General features: G+C 71.7%; 8 protein-coding genes. 3 read left to right on the top strand and 5 right to left on the bottom strand.

Annotated elements, in window-relative coordinates; all coding sequences use genetic code 11:
• Positions 1 to 235 precede the first annotated feature (235 nt).
• Positions 236 to 3,154 carry an ATP-binding protein gene (locus ABNF97_RS06100; RefSeq protein ID WP_349337908.1) on the top strand — a complete coding sequence of 973 codons (2,919 nt, stop codon included), beginning with the start codon at positions 236 to 238 and terminating at the stop codon, positions 3,152 to 3,154.
• Positions 3,155 to 3,199: 45 nt separating this feature from the next.
• Here ABNF97_RS06100 and ABNF97_RS06095 read toward each other — a convergent pair whose 3' ends face one another.
• The 4 genes from ABNF97_RS06095 to ABNF97_RS06080 form a co-directional block, all read right to left on the bottom strand.
• Entirely contained in the window at positions 3,200 to 7,069 is a 3,870-nt protein-coding gene (locus ABNF97_RS06095) for a S8 family serine peptidase (RefSeq protein WP_349337907.1), read from the bottom strand.
• A 132-nt stretch (positions 7,070 to 7,201) separates the two neighbouring features.
• Positions 7,202 to 7,393: a hypothetical protein gene (locus tag ABNF97_RS06090; protein ID WP_349337906.1), complete on the bottom strand. Its 192-nt coding sequence runs from the start codon at positions 7,391 to 7,393 to the stop codon at positions 7,202 to 7,204.
• Positions 7,394 to 7,524: 131 nt separating this feature from the next.
• Entirely contained in the window at positions 7,525 to 10,362 is a 2,838-nt protein-coding gene (locus tag ABNF97_RS06085) for an ATP-binding protein (protein ID WP_349337905.1), read from the bottom strand.
• Between the two features lie 199 nt (positions 10,363 to 10,561).
• Positions 10,562 to 10,780, bottom strand: a complete 219-nt coding sequence (locus ABNF97_RS06080; RefSeq protein ID WP_349337904.1) for an FmdB family zinc ribbon protein — start codon at positions 10,778 to 10,780, stop codon at positions 10,562 to 10,564.
• Positions 10,781 to 10,836: 56 nt separating this feature from the next.
• Between ABNF97_RS06080 and ABNF97_RS06075 the strand changes: the two genes are divergently transcribed.
• Positions 10,837 to 12,132: a lytic transglycosylase domain-containing protein gene (locus tag ABNF97_RS06075; RefSeq protein WP_349337903.1), complete on the top strand. Its 1,296-nt coding sequence runs from the start codon at positions 10,837 to 10,839 to the stop codon at positions 12,130 to 12,132.
• A 72-nt stretch (positions 12,133 to 12,204) separates the two neighbouring features.
• Positions 12,205 to 13,227 carry a GNAT family N-acetyltransferase gene (locus ABNF97_RS06070; RefSeq protein ID WP_349338052.1) on the top strand — a complete coding sequence of 341 codons (1,023 nt, stop codon included), beginning with the start codon at positions 12,205 to 12,207 and terminating at the stop codon, positions 13,225 to 13,227.
• An 84-nt stretch (positions 13,228 to 13,311) separates the two neighbouring features.
• Here ABNF97_RS06070 and hemB read toward each other — a convergent pair whose 3' ends face one another.
• Positions 13,312 to 14,295, bottom strand: coding sequence for a porphobilinogen synthase (gene hemB, locus ABNF97_RS06065; protein WP_349337902.1), 984 nt, complete (start codon positions 14,293 to 14,295; stop codon positions 13,312 to 13,314).
• Positions 14,296 to 14,441 lie beyond the last annotated feature (146 nt).

Genomic DNA, 14,441 nt, shown 5'->3' with positions numbered 1-14,441 from the left:
GGCTGCTTCCGCCTGGGCGATGCGAGCGCGTTTCAGATGTGGTCGCACAGCGGTGCGTCGGCGGGTGAGGCATCGAGCGATGTACCGGTTGGGCCTGGCCGGGCGTACGGGACCGGACCGCCGAGCTGTCCAATATCGGGCTGGCGGTCTGGACGCGGGGCCGTACAGGGTGTAGGTCTACCAGGAGTTTCTGCCGACGATCTTTCCACCGGGTCGAGAGATGGGAGTCGTGCGGATGTCTCAAGGGGTTGTCCCGAGGGGTGGCCGGGTCGGACCCCGGCAGCCGGAACTGGTCGGCCGCGAGCAGGAGATCGCCGAGCTACGGCTGTGGCTGTCCGGTCCGCCCGCTGTGGTGCTGCTGGAGGGCGAGGCGGGGATCGGCAAGAGCCGGCTGCTCCGGGAGCTTCTCGTCGGGTTGGAGTCCGACGGGCGGGTGATACCCGTCGCGGCGTGCCCGCCGTTCCGTGAGTCGCTCACGCTCGGTCCGATCGTGGACGCGCTGCGGCAGACCACCACTGGCGTACGCGGGCTGGGGCTCTCCGCGCTTGCCGGTGCGCTGCGGCCGGTCTTCCCCGAGTGGGGCGAGGACCTGCCGCCCCTTCCCGAGCCGCTGGCAGAGACGACCGCCGCGCGACACCGGCTGTTCCGCGCGCTGGCGGAGCTGGTCGACCGGCTGGGAGTCGAGGTCCTCGTCGTCGAGGACGTGCACTGGGCCGACGAGGTCACGCTGGAGTTCCTGCTGTTCCTGACGGCCCGGTCGTCGCGGGCGCTCAGCCTGGTGCTCACCTACCGGCCGGAGGACCTGCCGGACGACTCGCTGGTGCGCCGGCTGTCCTCCCGGGTCCCGGCCGGGACCACGCACCACCGGATGCCGATCGACGCCTTGGACCTGGCGGCGACCGCACGGCTGGTCTCCTCGATGCTCGAAGACCGGGAGCTGTCCCCGGCGTTCGCCCAGTTCATCTACGAGCGCACCGAGGGCGTCCCGCTCGCGGTCGAGGAGCTGGTCCGGCTGATGCACGACCGGGCCGACCTGACCCACCGCCGCGGGGAGTGGCTCCGCCGACACCTCGACGACATCGCGGTGCCGCCGACCATCCGGGACGCCGTGCTGGAGCGGATCGCGCGGCTCGAACCCGAGGCGCTGGCCGTGCTCCAGGCGGCCGCCGTGCTCGCCGACCCCGCCGACGAGGCCACGCTGGCCCTGGTGACCGGGCTGCCGGCCGAGCGTGTCCGTACCGGGCTGGTCAGGTCGCTCGGCTCCGGTTTGCTCGCCGAGGACCAGCGCCGCCTGGTGGCGTTCCGGCATGCGTTGCACGAGCGGGCGGTCTATGAGTCGATCCCACCGCCGTTCCGCCGTGACCTGCACCGGCGAGCCGGTGAGGCGCTGGAGGACGGTACCTCGGAGGCCCGCCTGGCCCGCCACTTCCGCGAGGCGGGCGACACCGGCCGCTGGTGCCGGCACGCCGAGCGGGCCGCCGACCTCGCGCTGGTCTCCGGCGACGATGCGTCGGCCGGCCGGTTGCTGCACGAGCTGATCACCCTGGCCGAGTTGCCGGCCGCCACGGTCGTGCGGCTGCTGGACAAGCTTCCGTACGTGTCCTTCACCGGAATGCCCCGTCACCGCGAGATCGTGGACACGCTTCGCCGCATCCTGGGGTCCGGACTCAGCGATCGGCGTGTGGAGGCGGAGATCCGCTACCACCTCGGCCGGCTGCTGATCCTGATGGAGGAGGAAACCGACGCGGGCCGGGCGGAGCTGGAGCGGGCGGTCACGCAACTGACCCACGATCCGGTGCGGGCCTCCCGTGCGATGCTGACCCTCGGCTGGCCGCACGGTGCCGCCTGGCCCGCCTCGACACACCGCGAGTGGCTACGCCGGGCGGCCGAGGGGATGACGGCGGTGGCGCCGGCCGATCGACTGCGGATGACCGTCGAGCGGGCGAACGCGCTACTTCTGCTGGGCGACCCGGCCGGATGGGCCGATGCCGCCGAGATCCCGGATGACGCCGGCACCGCCGAGGAGTGGTGGGAGATCAGCCGTGGCAACCTGAACATCGGCAATGTGGCGATCCTTTGGGGGCGGTACGCCGAGGCGGAGCGGCGCCTGCGCGTGACGCTGGAGCTGGCCGAGCGGAGGAGCCATCTGCGGGTCGAAACGACGGCCCTGGTCAATCAACTGCACCTGGACTACTTCACCGGCGCGTGGGACGGCCTCACCGATCGGGCCCGCCGGCTCGCCGGCAGCGAGGACGTGCAGCCGCTGGCCAAGCTGGAGGCGATGCTGGTCATCGGGCTCCTGGAGGCCGCGAACGACGCGACGAAGGATGCCGAGGAGCACCTCAAGATTGTCCAGGACGGTATGCGCCGGCGCGCCGCCGAGGAGTGGATAGCCGCGCCGGCGGCCGCACTGGCCCAGCTGTGGCTCGCCGACGACCGCCTCGATGACGCCCTCGCCCTGACGCGCGAACCGATCGACATCATTGCGCACAAGGAGACCTGGCTCTGGGCGACCGATCTGGTTCCCGTCCGGGTGGATGCGCTCATCGCCGCCGGTCGGCTCGGCGAGGCCGCCGAGCTGGTGACCGAGTTCGCGCGCGGGCTGCGCGGCGTCGGCGCACCGGGACCATCGGCGGGCCTGGCCACCGCCGAGGCGATCCTGGCCGAGGGCCGGGGCGAGCCGATGCAAGCGGCCGCCGCCTTCGCCGCCGCCGCCACTGCTTGGGACGACCTGCCGCGACCGTACGACGCGCTGCTCGCGCGCGAGCGCCAGGCCGGGTGCCTGCTCGCGGCGGGCGAGGCCGAAGCCGGGATCGCCCTGCTGTCCACCGCCTTCCAGGGACTGTCGGACCTGGGCGCTCGTGGTGCGGCCGTGCGGGTGATGAACACGCTGCGCCGCAACGGTGTCGAGGTACGCCGGCCGTGGTGGGGTGGGCGGCAGAGCTACGGCGACCGGCTCTCGCCGCGAGAGCTGGAGGTGGTCCGGCTGGTGGTGCGCGGCCGCACCAACCCGCAGATCGCCGACGAGCTGTTCCTGTCGCCGAAGACAGTTGCCCGGCATGTCAACTCGGCGATGCGCAAGCTGGATGTCAGCACCCGCACGGCGCTGGCGGTCCAGGCCGTCCAGGCCGGCCTGGTCCCGCGGAACGGGTAGACGGCGCCCCGGCCGCGAGGGCCGGGGCGCCGTGGGATGGACTGGTCAGCGTCGCAGGGTGATCGGCAGGGTCACCGCCGTGTTGGCGCCTCCGTTCCCGCGCAGGACGAGCCGCACGCTCGTGACGTCGGCCGGTACGGCGGCCCAGTCGACGGAGATCTGGATCTTCTCCTTCTTGCGCGGCTTGAGCGAGCCCGAGGTGGTCGACACGTGCAGCCAGGGGAACGCCTGGCTACTCGGGTCGTCGGTCTGCATCGTGCTAGTCGTTCCCGCGCCCCAGTGTGCGAACAGGAGGTTGCCGCGTGCGTCGAGGCCGCCGGAGTTGACGGCACCGGGTATCCAGTAGCCGGCGGGGAACTGCGAGATCGTGCCGCAGGTTTCGGGATCGAACTGCCGGACCACGTTACCCGTGCGCTGGTGCAGGTAGCTTGAGGACATCCGGGACGCGACGTTGTAGCCGAGACCATTGGCGCTGTAGGGCAGCGCGCAGGTGCGCTGGACCGCGCCGGGCTCGGGGTGGTCGATTCCGGCGATGGTCCTCATCCTGGACCCGAGACCGCCGCTCGAGGAGTTGACGAAGAAGAGATCGCGCTCGGGATCGTAGGCCATTCCGATGATCTGGTTGCCCGGACCGATCCCGGTCGGGATCTTCGCCTTGACCTGGGAGGTTGTCGGGTCGACGCACGCGATCGACTCCGGCCGGATGTACGACGGGAACACACACAGCCAGTGCCGACTGGGAATCCATGCCATGTTGCCCCAGAGGATCACCTCCGGCACGGTCATGTTGTACGACGCCGCGAGCGGCGCGAGGTCGATCTCGGCGCCGGTCGGATGGCCGTCCTGCAACTCGACGAGAGTGTTCCGCACGCCCAACGTCGAGACCCACGAGCGGCCGTCAACGGCCACCATGCCGATCGGTTCGGCAGGCTTCGTGCTCACCGAGGCGAGCAGGCTGCCCGGTGCGGGGGTCGGTTCTGCCGAGTGGGTGGTGGCCCGCCAGGTCAACTGCCGGTCGCCGCTGTTGGTCAGGGTCACGGTGACCGGCCTCTTCGGCGTGATGGTCACGCCGCTTGCGGACAGCGCCATCCCACCGCCGTGCAGGGTGGTGGTGAGCGGCATTACCTGCCGGTCGGTGGTCAGGGTGACGTCCACCGGGTCGGGGACCTCATAGCCGGGTGTCTTGTGCACCGCGACGGAGTACTTCCGGCCGGTCATGAGCTGCAGGCGGTACTCGCCGTTGTCGTCGGTCGTCTTCCTCACCAGTCGGCCGCCCGAGGAGTTGAGCAGGTCGACGGCGGCGCCGGGCACCGGCTTGCGGGTGGTCTTGTCGAGCACGCGCCCAGCCACGAGCCCGTTGGGCGGCAGCTCGAACCTGAACTGCTTCGTGTCACTCAGCACCGGGTCGAGGTTGGTGGCCAACAGGTGCGTACGGAAGACGGCTCGGCCGTCCGGGCTGTGGTCGGTGATATCCACGGTGGAGGCAAGCCCGCGCTCCCTCGGGCGGTCCGGGTCGATGTCCTTGTAGGCGAAGACGATGTCGCCGTTCTCGTGCAGCGTCATCGCAACGCTCATTTGGTCAACTGGTTCGCCAAAGCCGGCGAGCCAGAAGTCCCGCCACTCGACGGTGAAGGTCCGGTTCGGTGCGGTGCCCGCCGTGCGGGTCAGGATGGCCTCGTCCCGGCCCCGGAAGAACGGCCAACCGTAAGGCTGCACCATGGCGCTGCCCCAACTGACGGTGTTCTGCTCAGGCCGGAACGTCACGTGTGCGTGATCCGCCGAGACGCCCAGGCGACGGTACTGCTCGCCGAAGTAGGTGAACTCGAAGGGAAGGTCGAGCAAGCCGTAGGAGTCCGCCGGCGGCAACGTCACCGGTGTGGTGCCGCCGACCCAGGTCGCGGGCTCGGCGACGCAGGTGTAGCCGTACGGCGCTCCGAACCCATCCGCGTCCGGCTGGTCCGGCACGCGGGTCATCTCTACCGTCGGCACCGTCGTGTCACCTTCGACCATGACCGAGCGGTGCGTGGTCCTGGTGCAGGCGCCGGCGTCGACCGTGAGCTGGTACCGCGCCGGTCCCGGCACCTTCGGCACCGTGAACGAGCCGTCGGCGGCGGTGACCCCGGCGAAGAGGGACCCCGCAAGGGTGACGTTCGCATCGGGGATGCCCTTGCCGGTCCGCTGGTCGACGACCTTGCCGGACACGGTGAACCCATCCGCCGTGGGCAGCGCGATATCGGTGGTGGTGGTCTGCCCGGCGATGACCGAGATCGGCACCGTCGTGGTCTTGAACCCGAACGCGGACACGGTCGCCTGGTAGTCACCGGCCGCGATGTTGGCGGTGTAGGTGCCGTCGGCGCCGGTCCGCGCGGAGCGGCCCAGGTCGCCGTTGACCAGCTGGATGCGGGCCGAGGGAACGGCTGTGCCGGTGTCCGCGTTGGTGATGGTGCCGGTGATCGTCCCGGTCGGGGCCGGGTTACCGGCCTTGACCATCTTCAGCGCGTCGAGGCGGCCCTCGCCGTAGACGTTGTTGTCGTCGTCGGTGCCGCCGCACTGGGTGTCCGGCGTGTCGGTGGCGGTGTCGTCGAGCAGCCGGCGGGTGGCGTCGATGTCACCGCGCAGCTCGGGTTCGGCGGACCAGAGCAGCGCCACGGAGCCCGAGACGTGCGGTGCGGCCATCGAGGTACCGCTGATCGCCCAGTACTCGTTGCCGGGCCACGCGGAGCGCACGTCGACGCCGGGCGCGGAGATGTTCGGCTTGATCTCACCGTCCTGGCCACTTCCTCGGGAGGAGAAGGAGGCGATCTTGTTGTTCGAGTCGTAGGCGCCGGTCGAGTAGTTGATGGTGCGGCTTCCGGGTGTGGCGGAGGTGTTGCAGCCGGGCCCGCTGTTGCCGTTGGACCACACCGCGAATATGGCGGCATCGGCCCACGCCCGTTGGACGTCCTCCATCAACGGGTCGTTCGACGGATTCTCCGAGCCCCACGAGTTGTTGACGATGTGCGGCCGTTTCGCCGGGTCGGCCCCCGATCCGTCGATTCGCGTCGGCGCGAGCATCCACTGGCTGGCCGCCAGCAGGGAGACGTCCGAGCAGGTCCTGGCCTCGCAGCCGCGAGCCGCGATCCACCTGGCGCCGGGCGCGACGCCGACCTGGTTGGCCGCGCCGTCGTCGCCGACCATGGTGCCAATGGTGTGTGTCCCGTGCCCGTTATCGTCGGTGGGGAAGGGCGTACCGGTCGCGGGGTCGAACCAGTTGTAGTCGTTGTCGATCGTGCCCTTGTCGGCGTCGTAGCCGCGGTAGCTCCTGATCAGGGCGGGGTGGTCGAACTGCACGCCGGTGTCGACGTTGGCGACGACGATGCCGTCGCCGCGCACGCCGTACTGCTGCCACACCTCATCGGCCTTGATGTTGAGCACACCCCACTCGGCCGTGGCCACCTCGTTCAGGCCGAGCCGGGACGAGCTGACGCGCTCGTCGATCGGCTCAGGCTGCTCGTAGGTCACCGGAGCGAAGACGGTCTTGACCTCGGGCCGGGCCGCCAGCACCTGCGCGAGCCCGTAGTCACCGTCATTGATCCGGATCGCGTTGCTCACCCAGAACGCCTCGTAATCGACACCGGCGGCCTTCAACGTCTTGATCGTGTCGGCCTGCGCGGCCGTCGCCGCCTTCTTCAGGTGATCGACGACGTACGCGCCGCGCTCGGCCCAGTCGGCGATGTCACGAGCGCCACTGGTGTCGGCGCGGCTGCCGAAGCTGATCCAGAAATCCTGCCGGTCGCCCGCCGACTTCTCGAAGGTGCTCCGCAGCGACGCCGCGATCTTGCCAGCCGGTCCGGCCGGTTCCGCGGACGGCGCGGCGGCGGCGCTCGTGCCGGTTGGTGCGAGCGCAGTGGCTACCAGCGCGAGGCCGAGCACCATCGCGACAGGTACTCTTCGCCGCCGCCAGGCGGTCGGTGATGTTCGTCGTGGCCGTTTCATCGATGGGTCTCCCTAGGGGGGTTGGGGCCGGTGACACGGCCAGCAGGGCCGTCGTGTCCGCCCGACGGGGGATCAGAGCGGCTCGTAGTCGGCGTCGTCCGGGTAGACCTCGGGTTCATCAGCCGTCGTCAGGGTGTAGGGCTCCTCGGCATCGCGCGCCGGGTCGCCGCCCGTACCCGGCGTTGAGACGGCCGCAGCCTCGACACCACGTCCCATGGCGCCGCCAAGGCCGTTCGGATTCCGCGACTCATGACATTCGTCCATGTGCACTTCCTGTTAGACGTCGACTACGTGAGGAGTATCAGGTAGTCGGCGCCGCGTGCACGATGCGGCAAGTGATCCATTTTGAAGATCCGCCCCGCTCATTCTGATCTCCGAGAGGGCGCGGCACAGCCTCAGTCGAGGACGTCCCGGGGCAGCTCGGCGGAGTGCCGGGGCCGGGGACGCGGCGCCGGGGCCTCGACCGGCGCGAACCGGATCGAACCGGCGGCCAGGTCGGGGTGCTCCACCTCCAGGGCCACCGCCGCCGCCTCCTCCAGGGTCAGCTCGGCACCGGCGGCGTACGCGGTGTCGAAGGCCGCGTCGCCCATCTGGTTGCGCAGCGAGGTCTGCTCCTGGAGCCAGTACGCCCCGAACGTGCCCGGGGTGCAGCGCATCGCCGAGCGGGTGAGCTGGGCCGCGCCGAAGAGTCGGGCCGCCGCTCTCGGATCCCCGCCGCCGGCACAGCGCACCGCGATCGCGTTCACCGTGTCGCAGGCCCTGGCCAGATAGCCGTAGCTCATCCGGGACCGGAGCGCGACCACCAGGTGGTCGTGCGCGGCGACCAGATCACCCCGAGCCAGCGCCACCATCCCGAGCAGCATGTCGACGGAGCGCTTGCCGCGCTCGGTCGGGCGGCTCGCCTCCACCGGCCGGGCCGCGCCGAGCAGCTCGGCCGCCTCGTCCAGGGCACCCCGACGCCAGAGCAGCTCGGCCAGGCTGTAGACGGCGAGCAGCGCCTCCCCGGCCACGCCCTCCGCCTCGGCGTCGGCGATCACCTCCCGGCACACCCGCTCGGCCTCGGCGAACCGTCCCATGTCGATCAGTGGTGCGGCCCGGCCGGCCAGCACCCGGATCAGCAGGCCCCCGTCGCCGGCCTGCCGGGCGGCCGACTCGGCCCGCTGCGAGAAGCGCAGCTCCTCGGCGAACTCGCCGTCCGCGCCGGCATGCTGCGAGTGCATGTGGTACGCCGCCGCCAGCTCCGCCTCCGGGATCTGCTCGCCGGTCTCGGCGATCCGGCCGTAGAGCCGGAACAGCCACAGCCGCCCCTCCCGGGCCAGCCCCCGCTCCCGCCACCACTCGTCCAGCCCGCTGGCCAGTTGCAGCCCCTGCCGGGCGCTGCCGCCGGTGACGGTCCAGCGCAGCGCGGCCCGCAGCTCGTCGGCGAGCGGGTCGAGCGCGTAGAGGGAAAGCGTGACCGGTCGGTCGTCCGGGCCCAGGTAGGCCCGCTGCAACGCGTGCAGTGACCAGGCCACGTGCCGGTCCCGGGCGGTCTGCTCCTCCCCCGCGTCGACCAGCCGGCGTGCCGCGTACGCCCGGATCGGGTCGAGCATCCGGTAGGTGCTGCCGGAGACGTTCGGCTCGGCCTGGATCATCGACTTGTCCACCAGCACCGACAGTGGATCGAGCGGGTCGTCGTTGAGCAGCCACTCCACGGTGGCCAGGTCGACCGGACCGGAGAAGACCGCCAACCAGCGCAGCAGCCGGGCGGCCCGGGGGCCGAGCGTCCGGTACGACCAGGTGACCGTGGCCTGCATGGTGACGTGCCGCTGGGTGGCCGAACGCTGGGCCGCACGGACGCCGAGCGGTGGCGCCACCCCCCGGGCCGCCGCCGCCAGGTCCACCGTGTCCTCCTGGTTGGCGACCCAGCTGCGGGACGTCGCCACCGGGGCGGGCTCGACGTCGTCCCGGCCGGCGTCCAGGGCGCCGAGTACGTCGTCCAGCCGTTCGGCGAGCTGGCTGGCGGAGAGTACCCGCAGCCGGGCCGCGGCCAGCTCGATCGCCAGCGGCAGCCCGTCCAGTCGGGTCACCACCCGTTGCAGGTCGGCCGACTCGGCCGGACCGGACCGGCGTCCGCCCCGGGCCGCCGCGGTCCGGTCGAGCAGCAGGGTCACCGCCTCGCTCGGCCCGCCGCCGGGTGCCGGGTCGACGGAGAGCGGCGGGATGCGCCAGATCACCTCGCCGGGCAGCCCGAGCGACTCCCGACTGGTGGCCAGCACGCGTACGCCGCTGCCACCGGCGAGCAGCCGCGAGATCACCTCGGCGCAGGCGGCCGGCTGGGCGTCGCAGGTGTCGAGCACGACCAGCATCCGCCGGGACGCGGCGAACTCGACGAGCGTCTCCAGCATCGGTCGCCCCGGCTCCGGCCGCAGCCCGAGGACCGCCGCGACCGCGAAGGCGACCAGCCCGGGATCGGTGACGGTGGCGATGTCCACGAACCAGACCCCGTCCGGGTACGACTCGACCACGCCGCCGGCCAGCTCGACCGCCAGCCGGGTCTTGCCGGCCCCGCCGGCACCGACCACCGTCACCAGCCGGTGCGAGTCGATGAGCTGGTCCAGCTCCTCCCGCTCCGCCCGCCGGCCGACGAACGAGGTGACCTGGGTCGGCAGGTTGTGCGGAATCGCGTCGGCGGTGCGCGGGCGGGGGAACTGGCGCTCCAGTCCCGGCGCGACGAGCTGGAACAGCCGCTCCCGGTCGTCGAAGCCGCGCAGTCGGTGCAGCCCGAGGTCGAGCAGGGAGGCGCCCGGCGGCAGTGGCGCGGCGTGCCTGGCGGTCGCGCCGGAGCAGAGCACCTGGCCACCGTGCGCGGCGGCGGAGATCCGGGCGGCCCGGTGCACCTCGGCGCTGGCGTACTCGCCGTCGCGCGGTTCGGCCTGCCCGGTGTGCAGCCCCATCCGGACCCGGGGGGTGGCCTCGGGCGTCGGCCACTCGTGGCTGTTCAGCGCCCGCTGCGCCGACAGCGAGGCATCCAGCGCGGACGAGGCGTCGGCGAACGCGACGAAGAACGAGTCGCCCTCGGTGAAGAGCTCGGTCCCGTCACTGGCCGCCAGCGTCGCGCGCAGCAGACGCCGGTGCTCGCTCAACACCGGACGGTAGCCCGGACCGAGCATCTGGGCCAGCCGGGTGGAGCCCTCGATGTCGGTGAACATGAATGTCACCAACCCGCTAGGCAGGTGGATCCGTGCTGACATGCCTGGAACCTCCCGCCCCCTGGAAGTCGCGTTCATGCTGCCGCATATTTACGGGTTGGCCCATCGTAGAAACGGACGGCGCGACCCCGTACCAAGGTGCTAACCGGGGACTGTGCCACGAAACCGACATCACGGTCACGAACCGTCCTCACTGTCCGGGGTCGCGAGGGGGCGGGGTCCGGACCGGCGGATCAGGTCCTCAGCAGCCGCAACTCCCGCCGCAGCAGCCGCCGCCGGGGGCCGCCGGCGCCGGGGTGGTACCGGCCGCGCCGCGACCGGTGAACGCGACCGTCGACAGTAGCTTGACCGTGTCGTCGTGCCCCCGAGGGCAGGACGCCGGAGCCGAGGCCTCGGCCATCGGCCGGTTCATCTCGAAAGTGTCGCCGCAGGCGCGGCAACGGAACTCGTACCGGGGCATGCCAACAGCCTACGACCAGACCTGACGTTCGAGGGTCCATGGGTAATACTCGACGGGTGGCGGAGCACGAGGAGACTTCTACGACTCGACCACCGCGGCCCGCGGCGCCGGTATTCGACGGCCCGCTGGCCAGCTCGGGTGCCGCCCCGGACCCGGACCTCGATCCGCCACCGGCCACCGTGCCGCGACCGCGCGCCGAGGCCGATCCCGTCCCGCCGGCCGCGCCGGAGCCGGCCGCCGCACCCGCCGAGCCGGCGGCCACCAGTACCCAGCCGCCCCCGGCAACCGGTGCCGAGCAGGACAGTGCGGAGACGGCAACCGCCGCCGAACCCGACCCCGACAAACCCGAGACGGCAACCGCCACCAAACCCGACCCCGACAAGCCGGGCGAGACGGTGGTGGATCTTGACGTACCGGCGGCCGCGCCGGCCAGGCGGACCCGGCGGATCCGGGTCCGGTTCGCGCACGCGGTCACCCGCTGGCCGTCACCCCGGGCGGTACGCGCCTGGTCCAGGCGGCCCAGCGGCCGGCTCACCCTGCCGGCACTACTGCTCCTCGCCCTGGTCGCGGCGACCGGCGCGGCGGGCGCGTTCCTGGTACCGGCCACCGCGCGCCAGGCCGAGCCGGTGCCGGCGGGCGCCGAGTCGACCCTGTCGCCGCCCTCGCCGACCGTTCCCGGCTATCCCGTCGATCCGGGTGGGCTGCCCCCCGGGCTGCCGAGCCCTTCGCCGTTCGGTACCCCGAGCGTGCCGGCGCCGCCCTGGAACGCGACCGGTGGACGGCCCTCGGACGTACTCGCCGGCTGGGCCGGGCAGGTCGGACCCCGGGTAGGGATCTCCACGACGGCGCTGCAGGCATACGGCTACGCCGAGCTGCGGGTCGGCCAGACGACGCCCGGCTGCCAGCTCCGCTGGACCACGCTGGCCGCGATCGGCAAGGTCGAATCCGGGCACGGGCAGGCGAATGGGGCGATTCTCGGCACGAACGGAATAGCCAGCCCGGAAATCATCGGCCTGCCGCTGGACGGCAAGGGCAACCGCATGCGGATCATGGACACCGATCAGGGCCGGCTCGACCGGGACGCCACCTATGACCGGGCGGTCGGACCGATGCAGTTCATCCCGACCACCTGGGAGGAGATCGGGGCCGACGCCGACGGCGACGGGGTGGAGAACCCGCACAGCATCGATGACGCGGCCCTGGCGGCCGGTAACTATCTGTGCAAGGGAGGCCGCAACCTGTCGGTCGCCTCCGACTGGTGGAACGCCATCCTTTCCTACAATGACGTGCGGCCATATGCCCAATCGGTCTTCGACGCGGCCAACAAGTACGGCACGGACAGTCGAACTTAGCGTAATGTCCCCGACACATTGAAGAACTGGGCACTTTCGCCAGGCTGCGGTTGACGGCAAGCTAGACGGGTGATGGTGCGCGAGTGGGACCCCCGGACCGCCCCGGCCGCCGAGATCGAGTCCTTCCTGGACGCGATCAACGCGGTTTTCGCGGCCGACCTGCCGGAGGATCCCCTGTGGGAGAACGGCATGCTTCGGGAGTATCTCTGCGAGGTGATGCCCGGCGAACGCCGCATCTCCTGGATCGTCCAGGACGAGCCCTCGGCTGACGGGCAACCCGGGGCCATCCTCGGGCACACCCACGTCCTCCTGCTGGGTGACATCGGGGTGCTCGAGGTGATGGTGCATCCGGCGGCCCGGCGTCGCGGGATCGGCCGCAAGCTGATCGCCACGGCGGCCCGGCGGACGTACCAGGAGGGCTTCCGGTCGATGGGCGTCGAGGTGATCGGCGGCACGCCCGCGGTCGCGTTCTACGAGGCCCTCGGCTTCGCCCGGGAGTACGAGGAGGACCGCAGCGTGCTCCGGCTCGGCACGGTCGACTGGGACGCGCTCGGCGACATGGCCCAGGGAATCGGCTCCGCATACCGGCTGGAGTTCTGCCCGGGCGGGCCGCCGGACGAGTTGATCGAGCCGTACGCGATGGCGAAGGCCGAGATGCGCGACATTGACGACGGTGACCTGGATCTGCGCCCGAGTTCGTACGATTCGCAACGCCTCCGGGACAGCCTGAACTGCCTGCACCGGCGCGGCATGAAGCCGTACATCGTGCTGGCGATCGAGGAGAAGACCGGGGCGGTCGCCGGGCTCACCGAGGTCGTCGTACCAGCCCAGCACCCGACCCGGGCCGACCAGTACGACACCATCGTCGGCCAGGACCACCAGGGTTACGGCATCGACCGGGCGATGAAGGCGCGGATGCTCTTCGAACTGCGCTCGGCCGAGCCCAAACTCTCCGAGGTGCAGACCTGGAACGCCCGGACCAACGAGGCGATGAGAGCGGTCAACGCCGACCTCGGGTTCCAGGCCGACCGGGAGTGGTACGAGTACGGCGTCGACGTGGCGGAGCTGGTGCACCGGCTGGACGCCGGCAACTGAGGCCGGGCGGGGTCACCGGGCGGAAACGCCCGGCCCCGGCGGCGACGGGCCGCTCGTCGACCATGAGGCCAGCGAGCAGCGGGCTCAGTAGCCGGTGCGGAGCATCCGGGCCGCCTCGACGGCCCAGTAGGTGAGGATGATCTGGGCCCCGGCCCGACGGATCGAGGTCAGCGTCTCCATCATCGCCCGGTCCCGGTCGATCCAGCCGTTCGCCGCGGCCGCCTCGACCATCGCGTACTCCCCGGAGATCTGGTAGGCGGCGACCGGCACGTCCACCTCGGCCCGGACCGCGGCCAGCACGTCGAGGTAGGGCAGGGCGGGCTTCACCATCACCAGGTCGGCGCCCTCGGCGACGTCGAGGCGTACCTCCCGGAGCGACTCACGCAGGTTGGCCGGGTCCTGCTGGTAGGTGCGGCGATCGCCCTGCAACGCCGACTCCACGGCCTCGCGGAACGGTCCGTAGAACGAGGAGGCGTACTTCACCGCGTACGCCAGGATGCCGGTGTCGGTGTGCCCGGCGGCGTCCAACGCCCGGCGGACCACCCCGACCTGACCGTCCATCATCCCGGACGCCCCCACCAGGTGCGCCCCGGCCTCGGCCTGCGCCACCCCCAGTTCCGCGTACGCGGCCAGGGTGGCGTCGTTGTCGACGGTGCCGTCCGGAGCGACCAGCCCGCAGTGCCCGTGCGAGGTGAACTCGTCCAGGCAGAGGTCGCTCATCACCACGGTGGCGTCGCCGACCTCGGCGACCACGTCCCGGATCGCGACGTTGAGGATGCCGTCCGGGTCGGCGCCGCCGGAACCGGTCTCGTCCTTGGAGATCGGAATGCCGAAGAGCATGATCCCGCCGACGCCGGCGTGCACCGCCTCGGCCGCCGCCTTGCGCAGCGACTCCCGGGAGTGCTGCACGACGCCGGGCATCGAGGCGATCGGCCTCGGCTCGGCCAGCCCTTCCTTGACGAACATCGGCAGCACCAGCTCCGCCGGGGCGAGCCGGGTCTCCTCGACCAGCCGGCGGATCGCCGGGGTCCGCCGCAGCCGGCGCGGGCGGATCTCCGGGTACGACATGACCACTCCTCACGACCGACGGGCCGGCACCCGACCCGGCGTCTGCCGGGCCGTCGACGGCCCTGTGCCGTCCGGGCCCTGCGCCGTCGACGGCGCCGACCCTGTGCCGTCGACGGCACCTCCACCGATGGTGCCTGAAGACCGGG

Source organism: Plantactinospora sp. B6F1 (genome assembly GCF_040120695.1).
GTDB lineage: Bacteria > Actinomycetota > Actinomycetes > Mycobacteriales > Micromonosporaceae > Plantactinospora.
The sequence above is the reverse complement of the archived record's forward strand: the minus strand, read 5'-3'. Positions and strand labels throughout refer to the sequence as shown.

What these genes read in the sequence shown, in the direction of transcription:
- ABNF97_RS06100 (WP_349337908.1), top strand. Translation starts at nt 236, where the DNA reads ATGTCTCAAGGGGTTGTCCCGAGGGGTGGCCGGGTCGGACCCCGGCAG.
- ABNF97_RS06095 (WP_349337907.1), bottom strand. Translation starts at nt 7,069, where the DNA reads ATGGTGCTCGGCCTCGCGCTGGTAGCCACTGCGCTCGCACCAACCGGC.
- ABNF97_RS06090 (WP_349337906.1), bottom strand. Translation starts at nt 7,393, where the DNA reads ATGGACGAATGTCATGAGTCGCGGAATCCGAACGGCCTTGGCGGCGCC.
- ABNF97_RS06085 (WP_349337905.1), bottom strand. Translation starts at nt 10,362, where the DNA reads ATGTCAGCACGGATCCACCTGCCTAGCGGGTTGGTGACATTCATGTTC.
- ABNF97_RS06080 (WP_349337904.1), bottom strand. Translation starts at nt 10,780, where the DNA reads ATGCCCCGGTACGAGTTCCGTTGCCGCGCCTGCGGCGACACTTTCGAG.
- ABNF97_RS06070 (WP_349338052.1), top strand. Translation starts at nt 12,205, where the DNA reads ATGGTGCGCGAGTGGGACCCCCGGACCGCCCCGGCCGCCGAGATCGAG.
- hemB (WP_349337902.1), bottom strand. Translation starts at nt 14,295, where the DNA reads ATGTCGTACCCGGAGATCCGCCCGCGCCGGCTGCGGCGGACCCCGGCG.